At 38.2% G+C, this 25,066-nt stretch carries 19 protein-coding genes and 1 pseudogene; 2 read left to right on the top strand and 18 right to left on the bottom strand.

The genetic code is table 11. The features are described 5' to 3' along the window. Positions 1 to 117: 117 nt before the first annotated feature. From HMPREF2795_RS10425 to HMPREF2795_RS09065, 5 genes are all read right to left on the bottom strand, one after another. A complete protein-coding gene (locus HMPREF2795_RS10425; RefSeq protein ID WP_083303357.1) occupies positions 118 to 429 on the bottom strand; it encodes a CHY zinc finger protein in 312 nt (103 codons plus the stop codon). Between the two features lie 13 nt (positions 430 to 442). After that, entirely contained in the window at positions 443 to 1,729 is a 1,287-nt protein-coding gene (locus tag HMPREF2795_RS09080) for a peptidase U32 family protein (RefSeq protein ID WP_075228700.1), read from the bottom strand. Positions 1,730 to 1,854: 125 nt separating this feature from the next. Continuing rightward, positions 1,855 to 4,074, bottom strand: a complete 2,220-nt coding sequence (locus HMPREF2795_RS09075; RefSeq protein WP_075228699.1) for a ComEC/Rec2 family competence protein — start codon at positions 4,072 to 4,074, stop codon at positions 1,855 to 1,857. Then, the gene (locus tag HMPREF2795_RS09070) at positions 4,058 to 4,699 is read right to left on the bottom strand and encodes a helix-hairpin-helix domain-containing protein (RefSeq protein WP_075228698.1); all 642 of its coding nucleotides are present in this window, start codon (positions 4,697 to 4,699) and stop codon (positions 4,058 to 4,060) included. Before HMPREF2795_RS09070 ends, HMPREF2795_RS09075 begins: the two co-directional genes overlap by 17 nt. Before the next feature lie 65 nt (positions 4,700 to 4,764). Then, positions 4,765 to 5,334 carry a GNAT family N-acetyltransferase gene (locus HMPREF2795_RS09065; protein ID WP_049528167.1) on the bottom strand — a complete coding sequence of 190 codons (570 nt, stop codon included), beginning with the start codon at positions 5,332 to 5,334 and terminating at the stop codon, positions 4,765 to 4,767. Positions 5,335 to 5,502: 168 nt separating this feature from the next. Here HMPREF2795_RS09065 and ald point away from each other — a divergent pair, with 168 nt between their 5' ends. After that, positions 5,503 to 6,615, top strand: a complete 1,113-nt coding sequence (gene ald / locus HMPREF2795_RS09060) for an alanine dehydrogenase (protein WP_049528166.1) — start codon at positions 5,503 to 5,505, stop codon at positions 6,613 to 6,615. Positions 6,616 to 6,964: 349 nt separating this feature from the next. On the opposite strand, the gene HMPREF2795_RS09055 is transcribed toward ald, so the two are convergent. Beyond that, a complete protein-coding gene (locus tag HMPREF2795_RS09055) occupies positions 6,965 to 13,540 on the bottom strand; it encodes a S8 family peptidase (RefSeq protein ID WP_075228697.1) in 6,576 nt (2,191 codons plus the stop codon). 468 nt (positions 13,541 to 14,008) lie between these two features. Here HMPREF2795_RS09055 and HMPREF2795_RS10415 point away from each other — a divergent pair. Beyond that, positions 14,009 to 14,993 (top strand): annotated as a pseudogene (locus tag HMPREF2795_RS10415) (transposase). Here the strand turns inward: HMPREF2795_RS10415 and HMPREF2795_RS09040 are convergent. The 12 genes from HMPREF2795_RS09040 to HMPREF2795_RS08985 form a co-directional block, all read right to left on the bottom strand. Further along, on the bottom strand, positions 14,892 to 15,878 hold the full coding sequence (locus tag HMPREF2795_RS09040) for a PhoH family protein (protein ID WP_075228694.1): 987 nt from the start codon (positions 15,876 to 15,878) through the stop codon (positions 14,892 to 14,894). The pseudogene HMPREF2795_RS10415 and the gene HMPREF2795_RS09040 overlap by 102 nt on opposite strands. 154 nt (positions 15,879 to 16,032) lie before the next feature. Beyond that, the gene (locus tag HMPREF2795_RS09035; RefSeq protein ID WP_001232087.1) at positions 16,033 to 16,248 is read right to left on the bottom strand and encodes a YozE family protein; all 216 of its coding nucleotides are present in this window, start codon (positions 16,246 to 16,248) and stop codon (positions 16,033 to 16,035) included. Between the two features lie 8 nt (positions 16,249 to 16,256). Then, positions 16,257 to 17,111: an RNA-binding virulence regulatory protein CvfB gene (gene cvfB / locus HMPREF2795_RS09030; protein WP_075228693.1), complete on the bottom strand. Its 855-nt coding sequence runs from the start codon at positions 17,109 to 17,111 to the stop codon at positions 16,257 to 16,259. 60 nt (positions 17,112 to 17,171) lie between these two features. Continuing rightward, positions 17,172 to 17,729 carry a ribosome recycling factor gene (frr, locus tag HMPREF2795_RS09025; protein WP_001262232.1) on the bottom strand — a complete coding sequence of 186 codons (558 nt, stop codon included), beginning with the start codon at positions 17,727 to 17,729 and terminating at the stop codon, positions 17,172 to 17,174. A gap of 9 nt (positions 17,730 to 17,738) precedes the next feature. Further along, positions 17,739 to 18,473, bottom strand: coding sequence for a UMP kinase (gene pyrH, locus HMPREF2795_RS09020; protein ID WP_000433488.1), 735 nt, complete (start codon positions 18,471 to 18,473; stop codon positions 17,739 to 17,741). 86 nt (positions 18,474 to 18,559) lie between these two features. Next, positions 18,560 to 19,894 carry a methylenetetrahydrofolate--tRNA-(uracil(54)-C(5))-methyltransferase (FADH(2)-oxidizing) TrmFO gene (gene trmFO, locus HMPREF2795_RS09015; protein WP_075228692.1) on the bottom strand — a complete coding sequence of 445 codons (1,335 nt, stop codon included), beginning with the start codon at positions 19,892 to 19,894 and terminating at the stop codon, positions 18,560 to 18,562. A gap of 235 nt (positions 19,895 to 20,129) precedes the next feature. Further along, entirely contained in the window at positions 20,130 to 21,008 is an 879-nt protein-coding gene (rsmI, locus tag HMPREF2795_RS09010) for a 16S rRNA (cytidine(1402)-2'-O)-methyltransferase (RefSeq protein WP_075228691.1), read from the bottom strand. Between the two features lie 2 nt (positions 21,009 to 21,010). Continuing rightward, positions 21,011 to 21,328: a DNA replication initiation control protein YabA gene (gene yabA, locus HMPREF2795_RS09005; RefSeq protein ID WP_001034369.1), complete on the bottom strand. Its 318-nt coding sequence runs from the start codon at positions 21,326 to 21,328 to the stop codon at positions 21,011 to 21,013. 29 nt (positions 21,329 to 21,357) lie between these two features. Then, positions 21,358 to 22,248 carry a DNA polymerase III subunit delta' gene (locus HMPREF2795_RS09000; protein ID WP_075228690.1) on the bottom strand — a complete coding sequence of 297 codons (891 nt, stop codon included), beginning with the start codon at positions 22,246 to 22,248 and terminating at the stop codon, positions 21,358 to 21,360. Continuing rightward, the gene (gene tmk / locus HMPREF2795_RS08995; protein ID WP_075228689.1) at positions 22,245 to 22,883 is read right to left on the bottom strand and encodes a dTMP kinase; all 639 of its coding nucleotides are present in this window, start codon (positions 22,881 to 22,883) and stop codon (positions 22,245 to 22,247) included. Before tmk ends, HMPREF2795_RS09000 begins: the two co-directional genes overlap by 4 nt. A gap of 118 nt (positions 22,884 to 23,001) precedes the next feature. Beyond that, positions 23,002 to 23,799 carry a pyrroline-5-carboxylate reductase gene (gene proC / locus HMPREF2795_RS08990; RefSeq protein ID WP_075228688.1) on the bottom strand — a complete coding sequence of 266 codons (798 nt, stop codon included), beginning with the start codon at positions 23,797 to 23,799 and terminating at the stop codon, positions 23,002 to 23,004. Between the two features lie 3 nt (positions 23,800 to 23,802). Next, positions 23,803 to 25,065, bottom strand: coding sequence for a glutamate-5-semialdehyde dehydrogenase (locus HMPREF2795_RS08985; RefSeq protein WP_075228687.1), 1,263 nt, complete (start codon positions 25,063 to 25,065; stop codon positions 23,803 to 23,805). Position 25,066 lies beyond the last annotated feature (1 nt).

Below are 25,066 nucleotides of genomic sequence, written 5' to 3'. Positions count from 1 at the left end.
TACGATTTTCAAGACAATTATATAGAAAATTTTAATGTCTTTTCATATTATTTTCCTTATCTTTCCTATTTTTCCGAAAAGAAAAATCCAAGTTTCAAAACCTGGATTTACAATTGCTTATTTGAAATAATACGAGTGATGACTCTGGCAAGCTGGATTAAAGAGTGCTGCACAATAAGGACAGCTCCCCTTTTCTCTATACTCCTCATAAGTTAGGGTGTTCTTACAGGAACCACATAAGATAGGTTTATCCTGTCTTAGATATAAAGGATAAGGAGAAAATATGTGCTTCTCTAGTACATTGTGACACTGATAACAGGCATAGTATTTTTTACACTCATAACACTGAAGCGCTACGATATCTTTATCACTATGGTAATGAACACATCTGCTTTCATGATCTACTAGTAAGCCCTGAGCTTGAACCATGATTTTTCCTTATCTAGGCACGAACTGTGACGCTTGTTCCATCTTCTTTGTAAAGATTAATCAAACCTTCTTTCAAAGCACGTACCATGTCACCAGCTTCTACTGGTTGAGGAACCTTGATGGTTAAAAGTTCCATTGGATTTGGTGCACGGTCAATTTTATTACCTTTAGCATCATGAAGGTCTTCAATATAAGTTTCAAAATGGCGGAAACCTGGGCCATAAAACTCAACTTGGTCACCTTCGTTGATAACGTTACGTTGGCGAATAGTTGCTGTTTGCGTCGCATCATCATAAGCTACTACTTCAGCAACAAACTTGTATTCTGGAATCTTACGACGAGCACCAAACAGTTGTTCGTTTTCAGATGGAGTTCCATAGTAGAATCCTGTAGCCAATTCACGTTGGGCTACCTTCCACATTTCATCAATCAAGTCTTGTTTGATAGCCTCAAACTTTTCAGGACTCTCAAGGTAAGCATCAACCGCTGCCTTGTAGCAGTTTGTCACAGTTGAAACATAGTGGATGGACTTCATACGGCCTTCAATCTTCAAACTATCCACACCATTTTCAATCATATCTGGGATATGGTCAATCATAGACATATCAACGGCTGACATTGAAAATTCTTCAGGAATTTCTCCTTTAAGGCTCTTACGTTCTTTACCAAATGGCATATCGTAAAGGTCATATTTCCAACGGCAAGATTGTGAACATCCACCACGGTTGGCATCACGCATACTCATATGGTTAGAAAGAGTACAACGACCAGAGTAGGAAATACACATAGCTCCATGTACGAAGGCTTCAATTTCTACGTCTGTACGTTTACGAATTTCTGCCAATTCTTCCATAGAAACCTCACGCGCCAAAACAACGCGAGTCAATCCAAGTTCTTTCCAGAATTCAAGAGTTTCGTAGTTAGTTGCACTGGCTTGTGTTGAAAGGTGGATTTCAAGTCCTGGTGCTTCTGTTGCTGCAATCATGATTAAGGCAGGGTCAGAAACGATAACCGCTGCAATGCCGATATCACGCAATTTACGGAACCATTCTCCGGCACCTTCTTCATTTCCTTCGTGCATAACCATATTAGCAGCCACATAAACCTTAGCTCCATACTTCGCCGCGAACTGTACTCCTTCTTCCATTTGTTCGAAAGTGAAGTTTCCCGCACGGCTACGTAGACCATAGGCCTGACCACCGATAAAGACAGCATCTGCCCCGTATTGAACAGCTACTTTTAGTTTTTCTAGTGTTCCTGCAGGTGATAGAACCTCAGGACGTTTCAAAGTTTTTGTCATTTTTTCTCCTATTTGCAATATAAAAGTTTGACACCAATCTTAACTATTTTATAGTAAACAGGATTCAAAATCAAGCCTTGAATGATTGTTTAGACAATTTTAATTTTTAATTTCATCTAATAACCTCACTGAACAGTTTCAACATTCCAAGTAGTCCATCCCTTGAAACGAATGGCGCCCTTTTTGTCAGTTTTTAATACCAAATTCTCAAGTTCTTTATCTTCTTGGTTATTCTCCCCATTTTTAACTTTAAATGATTTTTTCTTGTCTATTGAAATAACAGTGATTTTAGGGTGTACAGTTTTGAAGATTTCGATATTTGTTTTTTTATTTGATACTTGCTGATGAGTTATCACTACATCTGCTTGCAGCCTTGGATAATAGCTCGTTAAAAACTTCTCCTCTATATTTCCAGTAACTAGAAAGGTTTGATTTAGTAACTTTCCATACATTGTAATTGAATCACTTTTATTCTTATTTTGAGTTGTGATTACTTCCAAACCACTTCCAAAAATAGGTAACTGCTGTCCAGTTTTGATGGCAACTACCTTGACTTTGCTTTCCTTCAGCTTATCCATAAATTCTCTCTTAGATAAAGTTTCTTCAGTTACTAGAATCTCTCCAAGCTCGAAGGCTTTACTGATTTCTAACACATGATCTAGTTGCTTAGGTTCACTTTTCGTTAAAACAAGCTGATCAATCTTGGCGACTCCTCTACTTTTTAGATAAGGGATTAAGCTACGTTTGGCATTGCTCGTGGTGACTTTCTCCTGCCAGGCTTCTTTTTTTTCAACTTCAGACTTCTCTCCGACATCCAGTAGAATGGTCTTGCCTGTCAGATCTCTTAGGAAAATGCTTCGCCCCTGCTCCATATCTAAGACCGTTAGTTCATTTTCCAGTGGATGTTTGGTAATTAAAAAGAACGAGATGGCAACTATGCCAAGCATAGATATTTTTTTCAAATTCTTTCTATAATCATAAATCAGCGCCAAAGAAATTAAAAGAAATACCAGAATCCAAAGACTCGGTTGACCAAAGACGATCGGACGACTTGATAGTTGATAAACAAAGCGTATGATACTTTCTAACCATTCAATGAGAAAGTTGAACTGGGTGATGGGATATATAAATGACAGACAGAAGAGAATCGATAAAAGTGGCAATAGGATCATGTCAAACAAGAATGAAAAGACAAATGTCAAGAGAATGGACCACGGTTGAAATTCTGAAAAATAAAATGATAAAATTGGCAGAATTCCCAAAGAAATAATACAACTCTCTCTGACAACAGCTTTTATGCCTTGACCTTCTTTACTTGTCATAGTTAGGATAAAGGCATAGGCGCAGGAAAGAACTCCTCCAGCTGAAAGGAAAAAATTTGGCATGACTATAAATAAAAGGAGGACTGTTATAGCGAAGTTATCCAAGCCCTTAAAACCATGCTGGGCCAAGATTTTTTGTAAAAGACTTCTAATCACAGAGGCTGAAAATCCTGTCAAACCTGCATAGAACAAAGAAAAGGGATAGGTAATCCATTTGAACTTCTCTTGAGTCATCCCCAAACGCAAGAGTGACTTTCTAAATGCATCCATAAAGAATCCGACTTGCATTCCTGACAAAGCAAATAGGTGAATAATTCCGAGGCTAGAATAGAGTTCATTCATTTCCTCAAAGTCTGTGTCCAAGTGCCCTAATAACAGACCTGTCATGTAATTGCGCATGGGGTCGGGAAAGTTCCTTTTTATCCATACAACTGCTTTTCTTCGCAAACTAGATAAATTTTCTCCAATATCCCAACTGCTCGTGGCTGTCTTATCTGAAATTTTCGAAATAGTCAAGGTTTGGTAAATCCCTTGACTTTTTAGATAATTACGATAGTCAAAGCCAGCAAAATTACTGGCTCCTTGAGGGCTAGCTAATTTCCCTTCTAAAGTAATTTCATAAATATCAGTTAGTTGTTGAAAGTCTTCTTTTTCTGCTTCTGATTGAAGTTTATAATAGACCTGAAAGAGTCTACCGTCAGCCTTTCCACGAAAAGAAAGACTATCCCCGTTTACCTTGATGGTATCAGGTAAGATTCGGACCGTATCAACCGAGTCAACGAGATGTTTACTAGCTTCTTCTTGCTGCCATTTTTGAAATGCAAACCAACTCCCGAAAAGTCCACAAATCAAGAGGACCTTGGTCACAGTTTTCCACGGAAATTGGAAAAAGAGGCAGACCAGTAAAAAAACAAAGCCCAAAAGTGCTAATACACTTGCGGAAAAGATTGCATAGTAGAGCCATAGCAAAAGAAAACTGAGATAGATTTTGGGGATGGGAAAGCGACTAATCCACTGTGACATACTCTTTTAACTTTTCTATCGTTTTTGTACCAATACCAGAAACCTTTTTGAGATCATCAACTGACTTAAATTTACCGTTGGACTCACGATGGTCAATAATATCTTGCGCACGTTTAGCACCTAAGCCTTTAACTTGTTTCAGTTCCTCTAAACTAGCTTTATTGAGATTGACTTTCTTATTTTCCTTGCTGTTGGAAGCATTTAAATATGCCTCTTGGCTTGTAGCTTCTTCCTTATTCGGAACATAGACAAGTGCTTCATCACTAATTCTTTGGGCAAGATTGATAGACTTGCTATCAGCATTATCTGTCAATCCACCAGCTTTTTGGACAGCATCGTTGATACGACTTCCAACTGGCAAATCATAGATTCCAGGTGATTTGACCGCACCTTTGACATCGACAGTAATTAGATCTTGCTTCACCACTTCTTCCTTCTGATTTTTATCTTCCTTTTCATCCGTCGAATCCTTTGGAACAGCTGCAACTTCAGTCTGCACCTTTGTTTCCTTAGCAGGTGTTTGCCTAGCTGGGTTAAGCAGGAAAAATCCACCCAAGACCAAACCCAAACCAGCACAGATAACAATGATTTTATATTCTTTGATTTTCTCAATAAGTTCTTCCATATTTTCTCCTCTCTTATCTTATTCGTAAGGCAAAGAAAAAACAGCTGAAAAATCTTTTCAACTGCTTACTTATTTGAAAAATAATCTTCCTTGGTCAAGATATAATGCACTCTTGTCACGATACGACCTTTTTCATGCTGGTCCATACGAGCATAAGGTTCTTCGTGAGAGAAGCGCATGCCTGATTTCTCCATGACCTTTCCTGAAGCAGGATTATCCTTATCGTAAAGGGCTGTCAACTTATTCATTCCAATTTCTTCAAAGGCCAGTTTAATGACGGCACGATTGGCTTCAGTTGTCAAACCTTGATTCCAATATTTTTGATGGATAATATAACCAATGGCTGCCTTCTTAAGAACAGTATCGATCTTGTGCAAGTCAATAGTTCCGATAAACTCTCCACTATTTTTTAGTTCAATACCCCATCGGCCCAAGGGATTGGCTAGATAAAACTGAGCAATATTATTCTTAGTTTCCTCTAAACTTTGATTGGTTGGAAAAGTATAGCGCGTAGTTTCTTTATCTGAAGCATACTCGAACATAGCTTCTGCATCGTCAAGTGTTACAGGCCTAAGTACTAAGCGCTCTGTTTCGATAATGGGATGCTTCGCTAGTTTGATAAATAGTGATTCCATGATTGCACCTCCCAAAATAGGTTGCTAAAAGAATAACATAAAAGAAATAGGTTTACAAGTTTTTCTTGCAATTTAAAACGGTTTCATATACAATAAAGTCATCACAAAAACTCTAAAGAATGATGTGATACATAAATTAAAATAGCTTAATAGAAAGTGAGTTATCCTATGTTAATTGGAATTCCAAAGGAAATTAAAAATAATGAAAATCGTGTTGCTTTGACACCTGCTGGTGTACAGAGTCTTGTTGGTCGTGGTCACCGAGTCCTCATCGAAACAAATGCTGGACTTGGTTCTGGTTTTGCTGATGCTGACTATGAAAAGCAAGGAGCTGAAATTGTCGCTACTGCTGCTGAAGCCTGGTCAGCAGAATTAGTTGTTAAAGTGAAGGAACCCCTTGCTAGTGAGTACCAGTTCTTGCGTGAGGATTTACTTCTTTTCACCTACTTACACATGGCGGCTGCTCCAGAATTGGCAGATGCAATGCTTGCAGCTAAAGCAACGGGTGTTGCTTATGAGACAGTCCGTGATACTCAAGGACAACTTCCGCTTCTCGTTCCAATGAGTGAGGTAGCTGGTCGTATGGCAGTCCAAATCGGTGCTCATTTCTTGACTAAACAAGCTGGTGGTTCAGGAGTTCTACTCGGTGGTGTCCCTGGTGTTCCAAAAGGAAAAGTATCCATCATCGGTGGTGGTGTTGTTGGTACACACGCAGCCCGCATTGCGCTAGGTTTGGGAGCTCAAGTAACCATTCTTGATATCAGCGCTAAACGCCTCTCTGTCCTAGAAGATGTCTTTGGTCACCAAATCCAAACTTTGATGTCTAACCCATTTAATATTGAAGCAAGTGTGCGTGAAGCAGACGTTGTTATCGGTGCAGTTTTGATTCCTGGTGCCAAAGCTCCAAAATTGGTGACAGATGAAATGGTACAACAAATGCGTCCTGGTTCTGTCATTGTTGACGTTGCTGTTGACCAAGGTGGTGTTATAGCGACAGCTGACCGTGTGACAACTCACGATGAACCAGTCTATGAAAAACACGGTGTTCTTCACTATGCCGTTGCTAACATTCCTGGAGCAGTTGCTCGCACTTCTACTATCGCCCTTACAAATGTGACTCTCCCATATATCGAAGCCTTGGCAGGAAAAGGATTTAAGAAAGCTATCCTAGAAGACGCAGGCTTGCTTGAAGGTGTGACAACCTATCAAGGATACCTCACCAGCCAACCAGTTGCAGAAGGCTTGGAACGTGACTTCACTTCAATCAGTAAACTTGTCTAAAATGATTTACAAATTAAAACTACAAAAATAAGAAGCTACATAAAAACTAGCTTCTAAATCTCAAAAACGAGCATTTCCGTTCTTGGAGATGCTCGTTTTCTCATGTCATGTTTTATAATTTAAATTTTGATAGACTCTAGTTTCTAATCAATGTGATCACTATTTGTCAATATTAACCCTTTCAATCAATTCATTAGTTATCTAAGCTAAGTCCATTAATAAATCCAAAAAGAGTATCACTATCAAAGCAAACTAAATAATTGAGTTATAAATGGCTATTTTCACAAAATTGTCTCATCATCACACTATCTAATCTCAGTACACAAACCATTTTTCTATAGCTTTTGTCTTAATCTTGATCTTTTTTCTTTAATCCAAGAAATGCACCTAAGGTAAACATTATTCCGGCAACCAATGACGTGAAGACTTCGCTAACTGTTCCGGTTTTTGGTAATCTATCAGTATTATTAGTAGTTGACTTACTATCAATATTAGTATGTTTATTAGCTATGTTCTCTGGTTCATTAAGATAAACTTCTTTCTTATTTTCAAAGTTTTTATCATTTTTATCAGGAACTGGAGCTGTAACATCCTTAGTTGAATCAGATCTTTGACTTTCATCTAATTGATTATAATTTACTTGTACAGGAACTGTAGCTTTGACACCTTCAGTTGAATCAGATTTGTGTGAATGATTTTCTCTTTGTAAATCCTCTTTTCTGTGACTTTTATCTAATTGATTATGATTAACTTGCACCTTATCTTTCTTTTTCGATTCATCAAAAGTAGGTTTATTTTCCTCCTCCTTTTTCTCCTCTATTTTCTTGAATACAGGTTTTATAAGGGTATCTTTTGATACATTAATAACATAGCCAGCGTCTTTTTTTCCTTCGAAACCAGAAATTTCCCAGCCATCAAATTGATATCCTTTTTCTAATTCACCCTTATAGACAGGTAAAATGAAATCTTCTTCCGACACTATCTTAGAACTCATTTCTTTTCCATTTTGAATGGTCACAGTCACCGTATGAGGTTTTAATTCGCTTACCTCTCCCGTATCTTTGTTTAAAATGAATTCTTTTACGGTCGTATTTCTTGCGAAATCTTTTACAACAATCTTAATGTTTAGTGTCTTGTCTGTTATTTGTTTAATATCATCAAATGATTTGTATTCTTTTCCATTTACATAAATATGTTTGTTTTGAATCTCACCATCAAATCCATTATTTCTTTTATCATTGATATTAAAGACTACAGATTTTCCGTCAGCATATTCGATACTAGTATTTCCCTTAGGATCAATGTTTACTTCTGGTTTAACATTATCATATAAAAATTGATAGTGTACTCCAACCGCTTTCGCATTCAAATCGCTATAGCCAGTTTGAAGATAAACATTTCCATCCATATCTGTTACCTTATCTGGAAATCCGTTTGCTTTATAGTCTTTCATTCCCCAGTCCATGATGTCACCGTCTTTAACATTAAGCTTAATATTAAAATCTCTAGTGTTATCAATGTGTAAATCTCCGTAGATTAAATAATTATCTACAACAGATTCATTAACTCTCAACTCCCAGTTAAAACCACCCTTATCAGAAATCTTACCTCTTAAATAAAATTCTGGATTTCGTACATAAATTTTATTAGATTTAGATGGATTAAAGTAGTTCTTGTCCATTGAAAGATTTACTGGTTTTGCATCAATAAATAACGTAGAGCCATCTTCTTTTATGGCTTCTACATTGGACTTATCCTCTCCAGTGTACTCTTTACCATCCTTACCAAATAATACCAGTTTAGAAGAATCTGTTACAAGATTTCCATCTTTATCAATAGCTTCCCCTTTATCGTTCATTTTAAAGGTAAACACTTGATATTTTACAATGTTAAAGCCGTCCAAAGCCGACATTAATACGGATTGAGTACTTCTTCCATCTTCAACATTTCTACTATCAGCATAAATTATTTTTTCTGATAGGACTCTTAGATTAGGATTGGCCTTTTGTATTTTTGCTATATCTTCCTTGCTATAGACTCCATTTCCTTCTAACATATCCGTTTTTCCAGGATTATAGGTAGTCACTTTTAGTGCATAGCCTTTTCTTAGAATGATGTTATCTTTTAATAGATATTGTTGTTTTTCTGAATCAGAATAGATTTTACCAGATTCCATTTCCGTTAAATTATTTGGTTTGTTCTTTGAAAGATCACCTTCTCCTAATTCTATTACATTCCCATAACTTGATGCATAGGGATATTCTGTTTTAGTTTCCTTATTTTTTTCAGGCATTCTAATCTTCGTTTCAGCTTTTATCTGATCACCATCTTTAACAAAGAATCTCATATCTCCTGCAAAAGCTAATCCATCCACAATATCATTAATATTAGCGTATAAATCAAATGTCATCATTTTTGAGTGGGAATCATACTTGGTCGTTTTGATTTCTATAGATTTATAGCTATTTCCATAATATACCTTGGCATTTTTAGAAACATTACTGAACTTTCCAAGAATTTCAAAGTGTCCATCTTTAGACGGGCTTAGAACACCATAAATTTTTGATTTGATTTCGTCAAGTTTTTCAGTTTCATATTGTAAGGCGCTACCATCGTCATAAGCAATGATATTTCCCTTATCATCGTATTTATAATCGTATTCCTCTGTTCTCTTACCAGTTTCACTTGTAAAGTCATCAACTTCTCTAAATTTCTTTTTAATGAGTTTCTTTAAGTCTTTGCTTTCAAAATCTCTAATTGTTGAAATAGTTTTATGAATAGTAAAACTAGATTTTTCTTCGTTAGACTCTTCATTTTCTTGATGATTTTCTTCCTCAGTTGTATCTTTTTTAAGACTATCCTCTTTTCTATTTTCTAAATTTTTAAATTTAGATTCGGCAATCTCTCCAAGTTTTTGGTATTTAGATGAATCCTGATCAGGATCTACTAGATAATAGGAAATCATCCCCTTTTCATCAGCATGATCAGCAAATCTAATTCTATGAATCTTTGTGAAATTGCTAGAGCCATCTAATGCAATGACTTCAATGATTTTTCCTCTTAAATCTCCTGCACCATTAATTTCATAAATGGTATTTCCGTCTTTGTCAAGTTTCCTATTTCTTCCTTGACCCTCACCTGCGTAATTTACCTCAAGATTTTTCTCAACCTCTCCATCTTCATTAACCAGAGCGGCGCCAGCATACCAAACTTCGTTTGCAATCTCGTCAAATTTTTCAGGATGTTCTTTTTGATCTCTTGCAAATAGGGTTTCATTCTTGTATTGCTCTTTTACCTTGTGATAAGTATCCTTTGTTATCAACTTAATTTTTTCAGGATTTGAAAAATCAACCGAAACAATCTTAGGGGCTGTGTTATCAATTTTTACTGGAATATAGGAAACCTGCCATGGGTAATCTTTAGTTAATCTATATTTAAATTTATAGAAATATTGACCTTCTGCAATCGGTTCAAATTGTCCTCTTATCTTAGTAGCAGGATCTTGGTTATCGTTACTCTCTGGTGCATTTTCTTCTCTACCTCTAGGGTTATAAATGAGTCCATCCCATTTCAAATCGCCCCAAACTTTTAGCTTAGAAGATTTGATTCCCTTTGCATCATTTCTCTTAGAGTTTAAAATTCCTTTAATAAAGTGTTCTCTCGAAATGACTTTTAAGTCTCTTTGATTTTCTCCCTCTTTATTTGTATTTACTATTGAAATCATTCCTTCTTCTGCACTTCTTAATACAAGTGGAGAAGGTGTTAACCCTCTTTCAAGTTGAGCATCTTGAGGATTTCCATTTGAATCTAAAGGATAAATTTTAGCAATATTAGAACCACTTGATGATAGTGCGTTGATCCCTTCGTTATTGAAAGCAAATAATTCTGGATTTTGATCTAGAGATGTTGTATTTTTATCTTTTCTATTTTGGATAACTCCTGCTGGATTAAATTTATCTATACCATGTTCTCCACCAATTCCCTTATTTAAGGTTCCTGGAATTTTTGGTTTACCATCATCATCATAACCTTCCATTGTTTTTGATTTTGATCCTTCTTCCCAGGCCCATTTATCAAGGATTGGTTCGTGGTTCCAATTCCCAGCAAATCCCATTAGAGGCATCGATAAAGAAGGTTGGAAATTTGTTTTCTTCCCATTGGAGTTTAGAGCTTCCATTTCTTCCACAGACTCAAAATGAATAAATGATTCTACAAATTTATTTTTGTTTTTAGCCTCTCCAACATTTATAACCGCATTTAAATCAAAGCTAGAATTTGGGCCTATAGTGAAAGTGTCATGCTCAAATGTAATATTTGCATCTTTTACTTTCTCTGGGTGAATTTCTGGAACAATTTGCTTCCCATCTGGAGATTTTTCATCTTTGTATGTTTCATCCAGTTTGAGTCTATCAGTTAGAGCATCTGTAGTTACCGCTGATGCTGAAACTTTAAAGGTTAAAGGTCTGTTTGATGTATTGTGAAGCTTAATTGTAAAGTATTTTTTATCTCCTTTTATTTCTTTAAGAGAAATAGAACCATAAGAGTTTACCAAACCTTTAGAATCTTTGTTTTTGAAAGTAGCTACAACTTCATTTCTCAAAGCATTGGCAACATTAATTAGACCTGCTCCCTGTTGTCTAGGTGATGCAAAGTATTGACTTTTTTCTTTCCAAGAAGTCGCATCCATCATAGGGCGTGCAGTATTTTGTAGGGCAATTTTTGTAAGACTTGTAAGATCTATTTTGTCATCTCCCTTAAGATTTTTCAACACAGGTCTTTCAAGCATTTCCTTTAACTTGGGTCTAATCAAAACAGTAGAAGCTGCTACGATTGGAGTTGCCATACTAGTCCCTGACATATAGCCATAAGTTGATTTACCATTAATGACATTAAGAGTAGATTTAATATTTTTACCTGGTGCTGAGACATCAGGCTTTAAAAGTAAATCTATTCTTGGCCCCCAAGATGTGGATCCTGCTGGTACTATGATATCTTCTTTATACAGTTCTTTGTCTGTGTCAGATGCAAACTTAAAGTCAATCTCTTTTTCGTCACCTACATTCGGTTTATTAGAATTATAGCTTGCCATATCAATTGGATAGTATTGCTCCAATTTATCTTTAAAATCATCCTTATTATTTCTTTTGACTTCAGTTTTTTTATCAGGGTTAATCATGTTCCATAACTTTACACCATCATCTCCTGAAATTGAGAAAACTTGACTAGTAGTTCCTTCATCCTCCTCATATCCCATAGCTGGGAGCTCTGTCCAATTATCTCTATTGTAGTAATTTACAGTATTTACAACCATAATGGCGCGTGCACCCTTATCCGTTGCTCGTTTAAAAGCATTTTTTAAATCCTTGGTATAAATTCTATCCATTACTGCAATTTTGCCCTTAAGATCCAATCCTATCAAATCTTGGTCTTGACCTTTGCCTATATATACAAATTTCAATTTACTAGGAGCTTTTGAACCATCTTCGTTTGTTATGATTTGATTCTTATCGAAAAAGGCCCCTATATTTCTGTATTTAAAACTTTCTCCTCCAATCTTAACTTTATCAAACTCAACTGTTTGATTTTTAGCAGAAGCAACTGCTATCGCATCTTCATGTGCTGCAGTTCGTGTTACATTTCCAGTGTCGGTCATTTTCAGATTATTATTTGCCACCAAATCCCATGAAGAACTTGAAGCAGAAGTTGCATAGTTACCCGTAGCTACAACCATTGGAATGCCTGCTTTTCTTAATGCTCTAATAGCTTGCCAATATTTCTCACCTACAAGACCTGTTCCTGTAAAGCCAGATGATACCGAAACAACATCGACATTGTGTTTGAGCGAATCTTCAATAGCATGAAACATTGTTTCATCCCCTGCGAACCCAGATCCTGCGTCAGAGTACATTTTATAAGAGAAGATCTGTGCATTAGGCGCAATTCCATCTATTCCGTTAAAGTTTTTAATATCTTTTTCAGTATCATTTCCTGCAAGAATCCCTGCAATATGCATCCCATGTGGATCAAAATAATCGCTTCCATCATCAGCTTTTTCTACAGTGATTTTACCACCATTATAATAATTGAACGCATGAGGGATTTTATCACTCAACCAGAAATTTTTATCAGTACCTTTTAAGTCTTCTTTTTTAAATTTCATTGAGTCTTTAGCATCATCATCAATCCTCATGGCCTTATGTCTATAATCTGTCCCGGTATCGATATTTGAGATGACCATACCTCTGCCATCAAAATTTTTACCAAATGGAGCATTGATAGACTTTAGGTAATCAATTGCCTCTTCAACTCCAATTTCCTTTCTAGCATGATTCATCATTGGCTGGACTTTTTGTGATCGTTCAACCGATGAGATACCTTCTATTAGTTTAATTTTGTCCAGATTATCTGGAGTTGCTTCTATTGCAACACCATTAAAAATCGTATTATAGGTATATAAAACGTTTGTATCCTTAAGATTGGATAATTCCTTGATTGCTTTTTCTCCAGATGATTTATCTTTAAATTCAGCAATATAGACAAGTTTATCCTCTTTTTTGGGACTTTCTGGGTCTTTACTTGCAGACGAGTCCGCTTTATTTCCTTGGGATTGATTGGAATCTTCTTTGATTGTTGCTTCTTCATTGCTAGTTTTATTATCTATCTCAGGATTTTTACTAACAACTTCTTTTTCCTCAATAATTGTTGTTTTCTTCTCTTCAGTATCCTTTGAAGTTTCTATAGCATTATGAATATTTTCATGTTTTTCTTTATTTTCTGGTTCCTTATCTACTACTACTTTTTCTGTATCAGAGATATTTAAAGCATCTTCAGAGCTAGATGTGTCTGCTAAGACTACCTCATTAGGGACATATGCTGCTAAAATAACTGCAGCTGCAGTTAATGACAATACTGTACTTTTTTTCATTTTAATTCCTTACATATTTATTTAACTTCCAATAGATAGAAAACTTTAACCTTGCTAGCCTTTGTTATAAAAAGTTTTACTAATACTCTTCGAAAATCTCTTCAAACTGCGTCAACGCCGCCTTGCCGTATATATGTCACTGACTTCGTCAGCTCTATCTACAACCTCAAAGCAGTGCTTTGAGCAACCTGCGGCTAGCTTTCTAGTTTGCTCTTTGATTTTCATTGAGTATAAGTATTATCTAGGAAATAGAGTAGTACATTTATATATAATTGTTAGCTCTCTGAAAAATAGTATATCAATTAAAAAAATTTAAGTCAAGAAAAATTAACACACGTTAATTTATTTTTTAACGTATGTTAAAATTATAGAGTCCAAAACTTTCGTAGTTAGCTGAGATACATTATAGGTACATTCACACCATCAAAAATAGTAGGAATCAAGTTGAACCACTAAAATCATTTAAGTTTGGAAGTAAATCATTCCTACGGTATTCCATCAACTCACGAAGCGAGAATGATTAGCCTATTTGTTGACAATATCCCTAGTCAAGTATTACTGAAATAGACCTCTCACACTGGTCGCCCTGCCTTTCGTCCAACCATGCTCATGAAGATGACCATATTCGCTTATGGTCGTCAAGTGTTCTTTGGACGTAAAATCGTTCAAATGAACGAAGAAGTCATTTCCATGAAATGGTTGAGCCAAGATACCTATGTTAGCTATAAAACGATTAATAACTTCCGCTCCAGTAAACATGCCAACAACCTAATCAAAATTGGCTAAAAGTACTAAACGAGACAGATAACCCAATGAACTGGGAATATCTTGAGGACACGGACCAGTTTATAAAGCCCGACGGCCTAGTTTATTCCTTTAAGAACTACTCTAGTCGAACGGATAAGTATGGCTTTCAACGTGATTTCAAGATTTATGAGGTGGATAAAATTCAAGATACTCCTGAGTTAGAACAGTTGACTAAAACAGATAGTGGAAATCAGAAACAAATCCATTATAATCAAACTTGGAATTACTTTAAGGAACTCCTTACGCAAACATTACATAGTGAAGAAAGCTCTCAAATTTATGCCAAACGGAAAATTGATGTTGAACCCATTTTTGGTAGTTTTCGGCGTGCGCAGAGTGCATGTCAGAGGCAAACAAACCGTCTCAACAGAGATAGCATTCTTCTTCATGAGCATGAATCTCACCAAATTGGCAAAGAATCTAGCATCTAAAACGTTCACCTATTCAAAAACCACACAGTGTTTCTTTCAGCTTGATTGTATTCAAGACTGAAATCACTGTGTGGTTTTATTTAGAAGCTAGTTTTTGCCTAGGTTCTTTTTCCTTATTCTCTTTCTTCTTCACTTTCTTCAGCTTTGACAGGTCGAGGTTCATAGGCTCTGATAATCTGAGCTACAACTGGATGGCGAACCACATCCTTAGCTGAGAAATGAACAAAGTCAATCTGGTGAATATTCTTGAGTTTTTCTTGAGCATCAATCAAACCTGACTTGACATTACGAGGTAGGTCAATCTGGCTAATATCCCCATTAACAATCATTTTTGAATTGAATCCAAGACGTGTCAAGAACATCTTCATCTGCATGATAGTTGTATTTTGGGCTTCATCCAATATAACAAAGGCATCATCCAAGGTACGTCCACGCATATAGGCCAAAGGTGCAATCTCAATAATTTCACGTTCCATGAGACGGGTTGTTTGATCCTTCCCAAGTATCTGATACAAGGCATCATAAACTGGACGAAGATAAGGATCAACCTTTTCCTTGAGATCTCCTGGAAGAAATCCTAGGCTCTCTCCTGCTTCTACTGCTGGACGTGTCAGTATGATTCGCTTGACTTGTCCACGCTTGAGGGCTGTTACGGCCAAAGTCACTGCTAAGAAGGTCTTACCTGTTCCTGCCGGCCCAATACCAAAGGTCACATCGTGTTGCTTGACACTATCCACATAAAGCTTTTGACCCAGGGTTTTAACACGGATGGGCTTACCTGTATTATCCTTGATAATCTCTTCTTCATAAAGGGCGACAAACTTATCGATTTCATTATTCTTAACCATTGTAATGGCTGTCACCACATCCGGAGTTCCAACAGTCATTCCACGATTGACCAAGACCATCAAGGCTTGGATAACTTGGCGGGCTTCCTCACAAGCCGACTCCTCCCCCAAGACTTGTACAATCTCTGTACGAGCATGGATGATGACATCTAACTCATCCTCCATCAAACGAAGATGGCGCTCATTAGAACCAAAAAGATGAAATAAATCATCTGGATGACTAAGCTGAATGTCTATTGAATGTTCCTTCAAATAAAGAACCTCTCTAACTCTTTTAATTTTATATAATGTTTCGTTTGCTTTTAGTAGTTAAAAAGTCGATTAGGACCTAGTAAAAGTTAAACTGAATGACTATATTATAGCAAAGAGGCTGAGAAATTACTATCCCAAACCTCATCTAGTAGACTTAATGTTCTAAATATTCCTGCCAGATACGATCGAAGTCTCCCATATTAAAGGAAAAGCTAGCATGTTCTTCTAAAAATCGACTCACTTGATCGAAATCATCTGTATGTTTCGGAAAAGCGGATTCCTCAAAGGCAAGATCCGCTAAAATTGCTTTGGGACTATTGCTTTTAGGGTTGCGCTCGGTCATGAGCCAAGTATAAAATGATTTTCTCATAAGCCTCCCTAAATTAATTCAGTACCAAACTGGTCTTGTTTAATTTTGCCAGCTTTCATTAAACCACCAAGCGCTTTTTTAAACTGACCTTTCGAGATACCAAAAGTCGCTTTAATGTCATCTGGTGAAGATTTGTCATTTAAGGTCATAAATCCACCATTACTTTCCAAGTAAGTCAAGATCATCTGCGCATCGTTCTCCAACATCTCAAAAGAGCGAGGTTTAAGTGAAAGATTAAGTGTGCGATCCACCTCACGGAAGCCAATAACACGTACATCTAACACTTGCCCCAAACGAGGTTCTGCATAACGCTCACTTGGATGGATGAAGCCCAGCATATTATTTTCCGGTAAATAGACAAAGGTTCCCGATAACTTAAGACGGTAAACAATGGCTGGCCAATTTTGATTCTGCATGTTATTGTAGGCAGGACGAGCCAATCGTTGGAAGTCTTCCTGATAAGCTAAGATGCCCCAGATACGGTCTTTCTTGTCTACTTCAAGACGGATGTAGAGTTTGTCGCCCTTCTTTGGCCAGAGTTCTTTCAGTTCAGGGAGAATATCTAGTGACACAACGATTTCCTTGTCTGGTAATCCTGTATCAACAAAAACCCCAAGGTCCTTACGAACCTCTGTTACGGTTCCCCAACCAAATTGTTCCTGAGTTGCAGTCACTTCTGTAGTAGTGAGGCGCAATTTTTGCTTCATATCTGTGTAAGCAAAACCTTTGACCGTATCACCAACTGTATGCTGACCTTCTTCTTTAGCTAGGGCATATGTTTGACCATCCTTTTGAACAAAGTAAAAACGGTCATTTTCATCGATGATGAGTCCAACGATAAAACTTGCAAGATTTGTATTCATGTTTCCTTCTTTCGAATAAAACTCAGCCAGCAATGCCAACTGAGTTTTTCTGTTTATTTCTTAGACTTCCAAGATTTCTTTTTCTTTGTTGGCAGTCATTTCGTCGATGTGTTTTACAGCATCGTCTGTTGCTTTTTGAATATCTTTTTCAAGAGTCTTCAATTCGTCTTCAGTAATTTCTTTAGCTTTTTCTTGTTTCTTAGCCTCGTCCATAGCATCACGACGGATATTACGGATAGCAACTTTAGCATTCTCACCGACTTTTTTCACTTCTTTAGCGAGGTCGCGACGAGTTTCTTCTGTGAGAGCTGGGATTACCAAACGAATAACAGAACCATCGTTAGCTGGTGTGATACCTAGGTCTGAAGCATTCAAAGCACGTTCGATATCTTTCAAAGATGATTTGTCAAATGGTGTTACCAACAAAACACGCGCTTCTGGGATTGTGATAGAAGCAATTTGGTTAAGTGGTGTTTCAACACCATAGTACTCAACGTGGATGCGGTCAAGCAAGCTAGCATTAGCACGGCCAGCACGAATACTTCCAAACTCACGAGCAAGTGAGTGGTGAGATTGGGTCATTCTCTCTTTTGCTTTTTCTACGATTGCGTTTGCCATAATGATTTCTTATTCCTTTTCTTCGATATTATTTGAAACTGTAGTTCCGATATTTTCACCAAATACAACACGTTTAATATTTCCTGGTTGGTTCATGTTGAAAACTACCAAGTCAATATCATTATCCATTGAAAGTGTAGAAGCTGTTGAGTCCATGATACGAAGCCCTTTGTTAATGACATCACGGTGAGTCAATTCTTCAAATTTAACGGCTGTCTTATCTTTTTTAGGATCAGCATTGTAGACACCATCAACCCCATTCTTAGCCATCAAGATAGCGTCCGCTTCAATTTCAGCTGCACGAAGGGCTGCTGTTGTATCTGTTGAGAAGTATGGTGAACCAATTCCCGCACCAAAGATAACAATGCGTCCTTTTTCAAGATGACGAAGGGCACGACCACGAACGTAAGGTTCTGCTACTTGTTGCATAGCAATGGCTGTTTGAACACGTGTATCCACACCAACTTGTTGCAATGAATCTGCCATCACAAGAGCATTCATAACGGTTCCAAGCATTCCTGTATAGTCTGCTTGTACACGATCCATTCCAGCTTCTGCAGCAGGTTCTCCACGCCAGAGATTTCCTCCTCCGATTACGAGAGCAATCTCAATTCCTAAGTTATGTACTTCTTGAATTTCTTGAGCCATTGCTTGAACAGTTTTGATATCAATTCCGACACCACGCTCGCCAGCAAGGGCCTCACCTGATAACTTAATCAAAATACGTTTATATTTGGGTTCCACCTGACTTCGCTCCTTTATTTTATTCAAACTATTTTATCACATTTTTTGAGAATTTTATAGTCTCATGAGTTATTCTTTTGAAAATTTTAAACGGATAAAAAGTTTTCCAAATCAGCCAAGGCACGCTCTGCAATTTTTTCATAACGAGCCTTCTTATCACGAATGCGGTCGCCTTCCAATTCCTTGATAATTCCGAAATTGACGTTCATTGGTTGGAAATGTTTGCTGTCAGCATGTGTGATGTAATGAGCTAGACTTCCAATTGCCGTTGTCTCTGGGAAAATAGCCTCGCTTTCGCCCTTGAAAAGACGAGCTGCGTTAATACCAGCTACTAGACCTGATGCCGCTGACTCAACATAGCCTTCCACACCCGTCATCTGACCAGCAAAGAATAGATTTGGCTGTTTCTTAGAACGGTATGTCTGTTCAAGAAGATTTGGTGAATCCATGTAAGAATTGCGGTGCATGACTCCATAGCGAACGAACTCTGCATTTTCAAGACCTGGAATCATTTGGAAGACACGTTTTTGTTCGCCCCATTTAAGGTGAGTTTGAAAACCAACGATATTGTAAAGACTACCTGCCGCATTATCCTGACGAAGCTGAACTACAGCGTATGGTGTCTTAAATTCTCCGTCACGAGGACCTGTGTAATCGTCTGGATACTCCAAACCAACTGGTTTCATAGGACCATAGAGCATGGTTTTGATACCCCGTTTAGCCATGACTTCGATTGGCATGCATCCTTCAAAATACTTTTCTTTTTCAAAAGAATTTAACGGAGCTTCTTCCGCATTGACCAAGGCTTCATGGAAATCCATAAACTCTTGTTTGGTCATAGGAGCATTGAGATAGGCTGCTTCTCCCTTATCATAACGAGATTTGAGATAAACCTTGTTCATATCAATCGTATTAACATCCACAATAGGCGCTGCAGCATCGTAGAAATAAAAACCGTCACCGCCATTAAGAGCGTGAATTTTCTCAGCAAGGGCATCACTAGTCAAAGGTCCAGTCGCTACAACTGTAATAGCATCCGTTGGCAATTCTGTAATTTCGTCACGAACGACCTCAATCAAGGGATGGTTGGCAATCTTTTCAGTAACCATTTGAGAAAAACCGTCACGGTCAACCGCTAGAGCACCACCAGCAGGAACACGTGTTGCTTCTGCCGATTCCAAGATAAGAGAACCTAGGCGACGCATTTCCTCCTTGAGGAGACCTACGGCATTTGTAAGAGCATCCCCACGCAGTGAGTTCGAACAAACTAACTCGGCAAAATTGTCAGTTTTATGCTGAGGTGTTGACTTGACACCACGCATTTCATAAAGTTTAACTGGAATACCACGCTCCGCGATTTGGTAGGCTGCTTCAGAACCTGCCAATCCCGCACCGATAACATTGATATAAGATTGAGACATGACACTAATACCTCTTTGGGAGTGAGAAGATAAAATTCACATTGAAAAAGTCCACAGACTTACTTCACTTTCGAATTTCTTGGCTCAGGCTGAAAAAGTCCACAGGACTTACTTCGCTTTCGAATTTCTTGGCTCAGGCTGAAAAAGTCCACAGGACTTTTTCACTCCCACAAATCTTTCTATTTTTTTCTTCTTCTAGTATAACAAAAAAAGGGAAGAAGGCAAACTTCCCTGTCTAGTTGTTTTCCTGATGTTCTTCCCATTCGTGGTAGGCAGCATAGAGCTGGCTTTTGTTCCATTGGTAAATCTTCGCAACTTCCTTAATGGCTTGATTTTTTTTAATACCTCGCTGGATACGCTCTTGAATTTCAGAAAATAAATCCTCTTCATCCTTATCCTCAACATCTTGACTAGCACCTTCTACGATTATAAGGCACTCGCCTTTGAGAGGTGTTTCAGCGATGCTTTCCAGTAATTCTGAAATTTTTCCACGTTGGTATTCTTCAAAGATTTTAGTCAATTCTCTAACCAAGACCACCGAGCGATCACCATAGACTTCTAGCATATTTTCTAGCGTATCTGCCACACGGTGAGGTGACTCATAGAAAATCTGAGTCTCTGGATAAGCTTTTTTCGCTTCGAAAAATTGCTTTTGCTGACCAGATTTTCGTGGTAGAAAACCATAAAAGATGTGGGGTTGTGGTGCCAAGCCGCTGGCAATCAAGGCAGAAATTCCTGCACTAGCTCCTGGAACCGTGACAACTGCGATATCTTCTTCAATGGCAGCCTTGACCAAATCATGCCCCGGGTCAGAAATACTAGGCATCCCTGCATCAGATACTTGGGCAAGATTTTGACCTTGCTTCAACAACTCAATCAAATCAGGAATTTTTTCCTTGGCATTATGCTCATGAAAACTGATTTGCTTGGTTGAGATTTCAAAATGCTTGAGTAAAAGTCCAGTATTACGAGTATCTTCTGCCGCGATCCAGTCGACCTCCTTCAAGGTCTGAATAGCGCGAAAAGTCATGTCATCTAGATTACCGATTGGCGTTGCTACTAGATAAAGCTTGCCATAGGGAGATTGTCCCTTAAAACTCTTTTGAATCTGCATACTTACTCCCTAAATAACAACTCATCACAAAACATACATTCTGCATCTTGCTCTCGACGTTGACCATAAAAGTCACGGCAAACATGAAAACCGTCCTCATAAATGCGACGGACATTTTCCCTTACATGTTTCGTTTTGGCTGGAGCAGTCTCCTCAACCTCTCCCAAACGTTCTCTCAGTTTATCATTTTCTAAACGAAGAGCTGTATTTTCCTCTACCAAACTCTTGAGATTTTTCTTGATAGCTTCGACGTCTGCCAAGGTTACCAACAATTGCTGTGAAAAGTCATCTAAAGCATCAAATAATTCTTTTTTATTCATTACAGCCCTTTCTATAATCTATCTTCACTTTAATTTTTTTGTAAAACCAGGTATTCCAAAGCGTTTTGAAAGCTAACATTGGCCCGCCACATTTTTCGAGTTTGAACGAGATTTTTCAAGATGTTCCGCGCAGAAACATTGAGAACCTCCTGGCCAGCTAATACCTCTAAAATCCTGAGCACTTGATCTTGCTTTTCTTTATCATCAGCCAAACTCGTTAATTTTGCAACTTGCAAGTAAGATTCCTTTTTTGAGGCTAAAAGCCAAGAAAAGAGGCGTTCACTTTCATCTACTAGTGTCCAAAATCCTGCTTGATGGACAAGCTTATCAGCCTCGGTCTGAGACTGACTGAATTGAGCCAATAGTTTAGCTTTATTTTTTACTAAACCAGCCTCTTCAAGCTGTGACATTAAAGTAGAGACATGCTTCTTAAATTGGAAAATCTGTGTCCGACTTCGAATCGTTGGTAACATCTGTTCCTCATCGTCAGTCAAAAAGAATATGTAGATTTCGCTCTGTGGTTCTTCAATAACCTTCAAGAGTGAATTTGCAGCATTCACATGCATTTTTTCCGCTTGTTCGATAATAAAAACCTGACGTTGATTTTCAATACCAGACTGTGAAAATTGACCGACTAATTCCCGAATACGCTCCGTCTTAATAACTTGATTCTGAGGTTTGATCATGGTCACATCAGGAAATTCTTCTTGTTCAATCAATTTACAATTCCGACATTTTTCACAAGGAAAAATACCAGTTTTCTCACTACAAAAGAGACTTTTAGACAAGAAAAGAGCCATCTCTAAACTTCCAAAATTACCTGAAAAGAGATAGGCATGATTAAGTTGCCCTTGCTCCAAAATATGAACAAAACGTTCAAATTGTAAAGGTTGACAAGCTCTTAATTGATCTTGTTTCATCTCCTTAATCCCATCCTATCAAAAAGTAGTTGCTGCGTGTTCGCAATCACTTGATCAAGTGGTAGACTAGCATCAATTTTTACAATGCGGTCTGCTTCCTTTTCCAAAAGAGATAGATAACCCTGACGAACTTTTCGATGTAGATCCAGACCTTCCATGTCCAAACGATTGATCTCCCGATTACTGTTGGCAGCAATACGTGCCAGTCCCTCTTCGACCTCAATATCAAAATAAAGAGTCAAATCAGGTTTCAGTCCATCTGTCGCAAACTCATTAAGCCAATCAATCGCTTCTATATCTAAACCACGCCCAAATCCCTGATAGGCAACTGAACTGTCAATAAAGCGGTCCATAATAACCAGTTTTCCAGCTGCAAGTGCTGGTAAGACCTTTTCCACCAAGTGTTGTCGACGACTGGCAATATAGAGGAGAAGCTCCGTCTTAGGATCCATTTCAGTATGACTAGGATCTAGAATCACTTCACGAATCTTCTCTCCAATCAAAACCCCGCCTGGTTCACGGGTGCTTAAAACTTCTATTCCCTTATCCTCTAATATAGGGATTATGGCTTCAAGAACGCTTGTTTTCCCCGCTCCCTCTGGTCCTTCAAGAGAGACTAAAAATCCTTTTGACATGTCTGACTCATTTCTATTTTTCTCTCTTCTATTCTATCAAAAAAATAGGGATTTGTGAAAAGCTTTTTTCATTTCGCTCTTTGTAATAAAAAAGAGGTTGAGTTTTAACTCTCACCTCTTATTTGCCTAATTCTTGAGTTCTTTTGTAGGCTTGGTTGACAGCGTCCATAACGGTTCCCCTAAAAGCATGTTCTTCTAGACTTGCTACACCAGCAATGGTCGAACCACCTGGGCTACAAACTTGATCTTTCAAGACTCCAGGATGTTGCTGACTTTCTAGTACCATTTGACCTGCACCAACTACTGTTTGAGCCGCCATTTTCAGAGCCATTTCTCTTGGCAATCCTGTCTGAACTCCTGCATCCGCCAATGCTTCGATAAAAAGATAGACAAAGGCAGGCCCACAACCTGCAAGCCCTGTCGCAGCATCTATTAAACCATCACTTATTTCAACTAACTGGCCAGCCTTGGATAAAAGTTGACAAAAAAGTTCATTGTCTTCTGGATTACAATTTGCAGACAAGGCATAGCTAATCACTCCTTGCCCAATAGCAACAGGAGTATTAGGCATGATGCGAATAATCCGGTGCTGACTTGGAAGAAGACTAGCGAGTTTTTCCAAGGTCAAACCAGCGGCCATGGAAATCAAAAGAAGACTTTCTCTTTTTTCAAGGATGGTCTGATATTGAGTAAGCAGTTCAGAGAATTGAGCTGGCTTTACTCCTAGAAAAATCACATCTGCTTCTGTAAAGATTTCGTCATTGCTAGAAGTCAGACCACCATAATTAGCAATAAAAGCCTCCACCTTGGCTTGACTACGATTAGCAAAGAGAATCTGATGACCAGTTTTTGCTTGCAAGACAGCTTTAGCCAAGCTGGACCCCATATTCCCCAAGCCGATAAATCCAATCTTCATCTCTTACTCCCTTATCTGTCCATCACCAGTAACTACATATTTGTAGCTGGTCAATTCCTTCAAGCCCATTGGACCACGCGCATGCAACTTCTGAGTAGAAATCCCCATTTCACAGCCAAGACCAAATTGGCCTCCATCTGTGAAACGTGTTGAGGCATTGACATAAACCGCCGCCGAGTCCACTTGATCTGTAAAGTAAGTTGCAGCCTCAGCATTTTCAGTCACAACGGCATCCGAATGATGGGTACTGTGGGCTTCAATATGGGCAACCGCTTCTTCTAAACTGCTCACAACCTTAACAGCAAGGACATAGTCTAAAAACTCCGTGTCAAAGTCTTGGGCCTCAGCTGCTTGACCTGAAACAAACTGGCTTGCTTTGCTATCCAAGCGGAATTGAATTGGTTCCAACCCAGCTTCTTTTCGATCAGCAACCAGAACTTGCTCCAAGCGAGGAAGGAAGTTTGCTGCCTTGTCTTCATGAACAAGTAGAACCTCCATGGCATTGCAAACAGAGGGACGACTAGTTTTAGCATTGTTGATGATAGACAGAGCCTTGTCTTCGTCTGCATCCTTATCCACATAGACATGGACAATCCCAGTCCCTGTCTCGATAACAGGTACAATAGCATTTTCAACCACGGCATTGATCAAACCAGCACCCCCACGAGGAATAAGGAGGTCTAGATAGCCCTTGGCCTTCATCATGGCATAACTACTTTCACGGCTAGTATCTTCTACTAATTGAATGACATCTGGATGAATAGTCGTTGTCTCCAAGCCCTTTTTCAAGGCTATGACAATAGCATGAGCTGTTTGATAGGCATCCTTACCACTACGAAGAACAACCGCATTTCCACTCTTAAGAGCCAAAGCAGCTGCATCAGACGTCACATTTGGACGGCTTTCATAGATAATACCGATAACCCCCATGGCTACACGTTTCTTGGTGATGGCCAGGCCGTTTTCAAGCTGACTAGTTTCTAAAACTTCACCGATTGGATCTGGTAAAGCAACTACTTCACGAATCCCAGTTGCCATAGCTTCTATACGCCCTGCATCCAAATAAAGACGATCCAGCATAACATCTGAGATTTTACCTTTGGCCGCTTCCATATCGTTAGCATTAGCTGTTAAAATCTCTTCAGTAGCTGCTAATAAGTGATCAGCCATGGCTAGCAAGGCTTGGTTTTTCACCTCTTCACTAGCTGTATTGATCGATTTTTTAACAGCCTGTACCTGTTCAAATTGTTCTTGTGTACTTACCATA

Source organism: Streptococcus sp. HMSC056C01, from assembly GCF_001811305.1.
GTDB lineage: Bacteria > Bacillota > Bacilli > Lactobacillales > Streptococcaceae > Streptococcus.
Note: the sequence above shows the minus strand (reverse complement) of the source record. Positions and strands in the feature narration are given on the sequence as shown.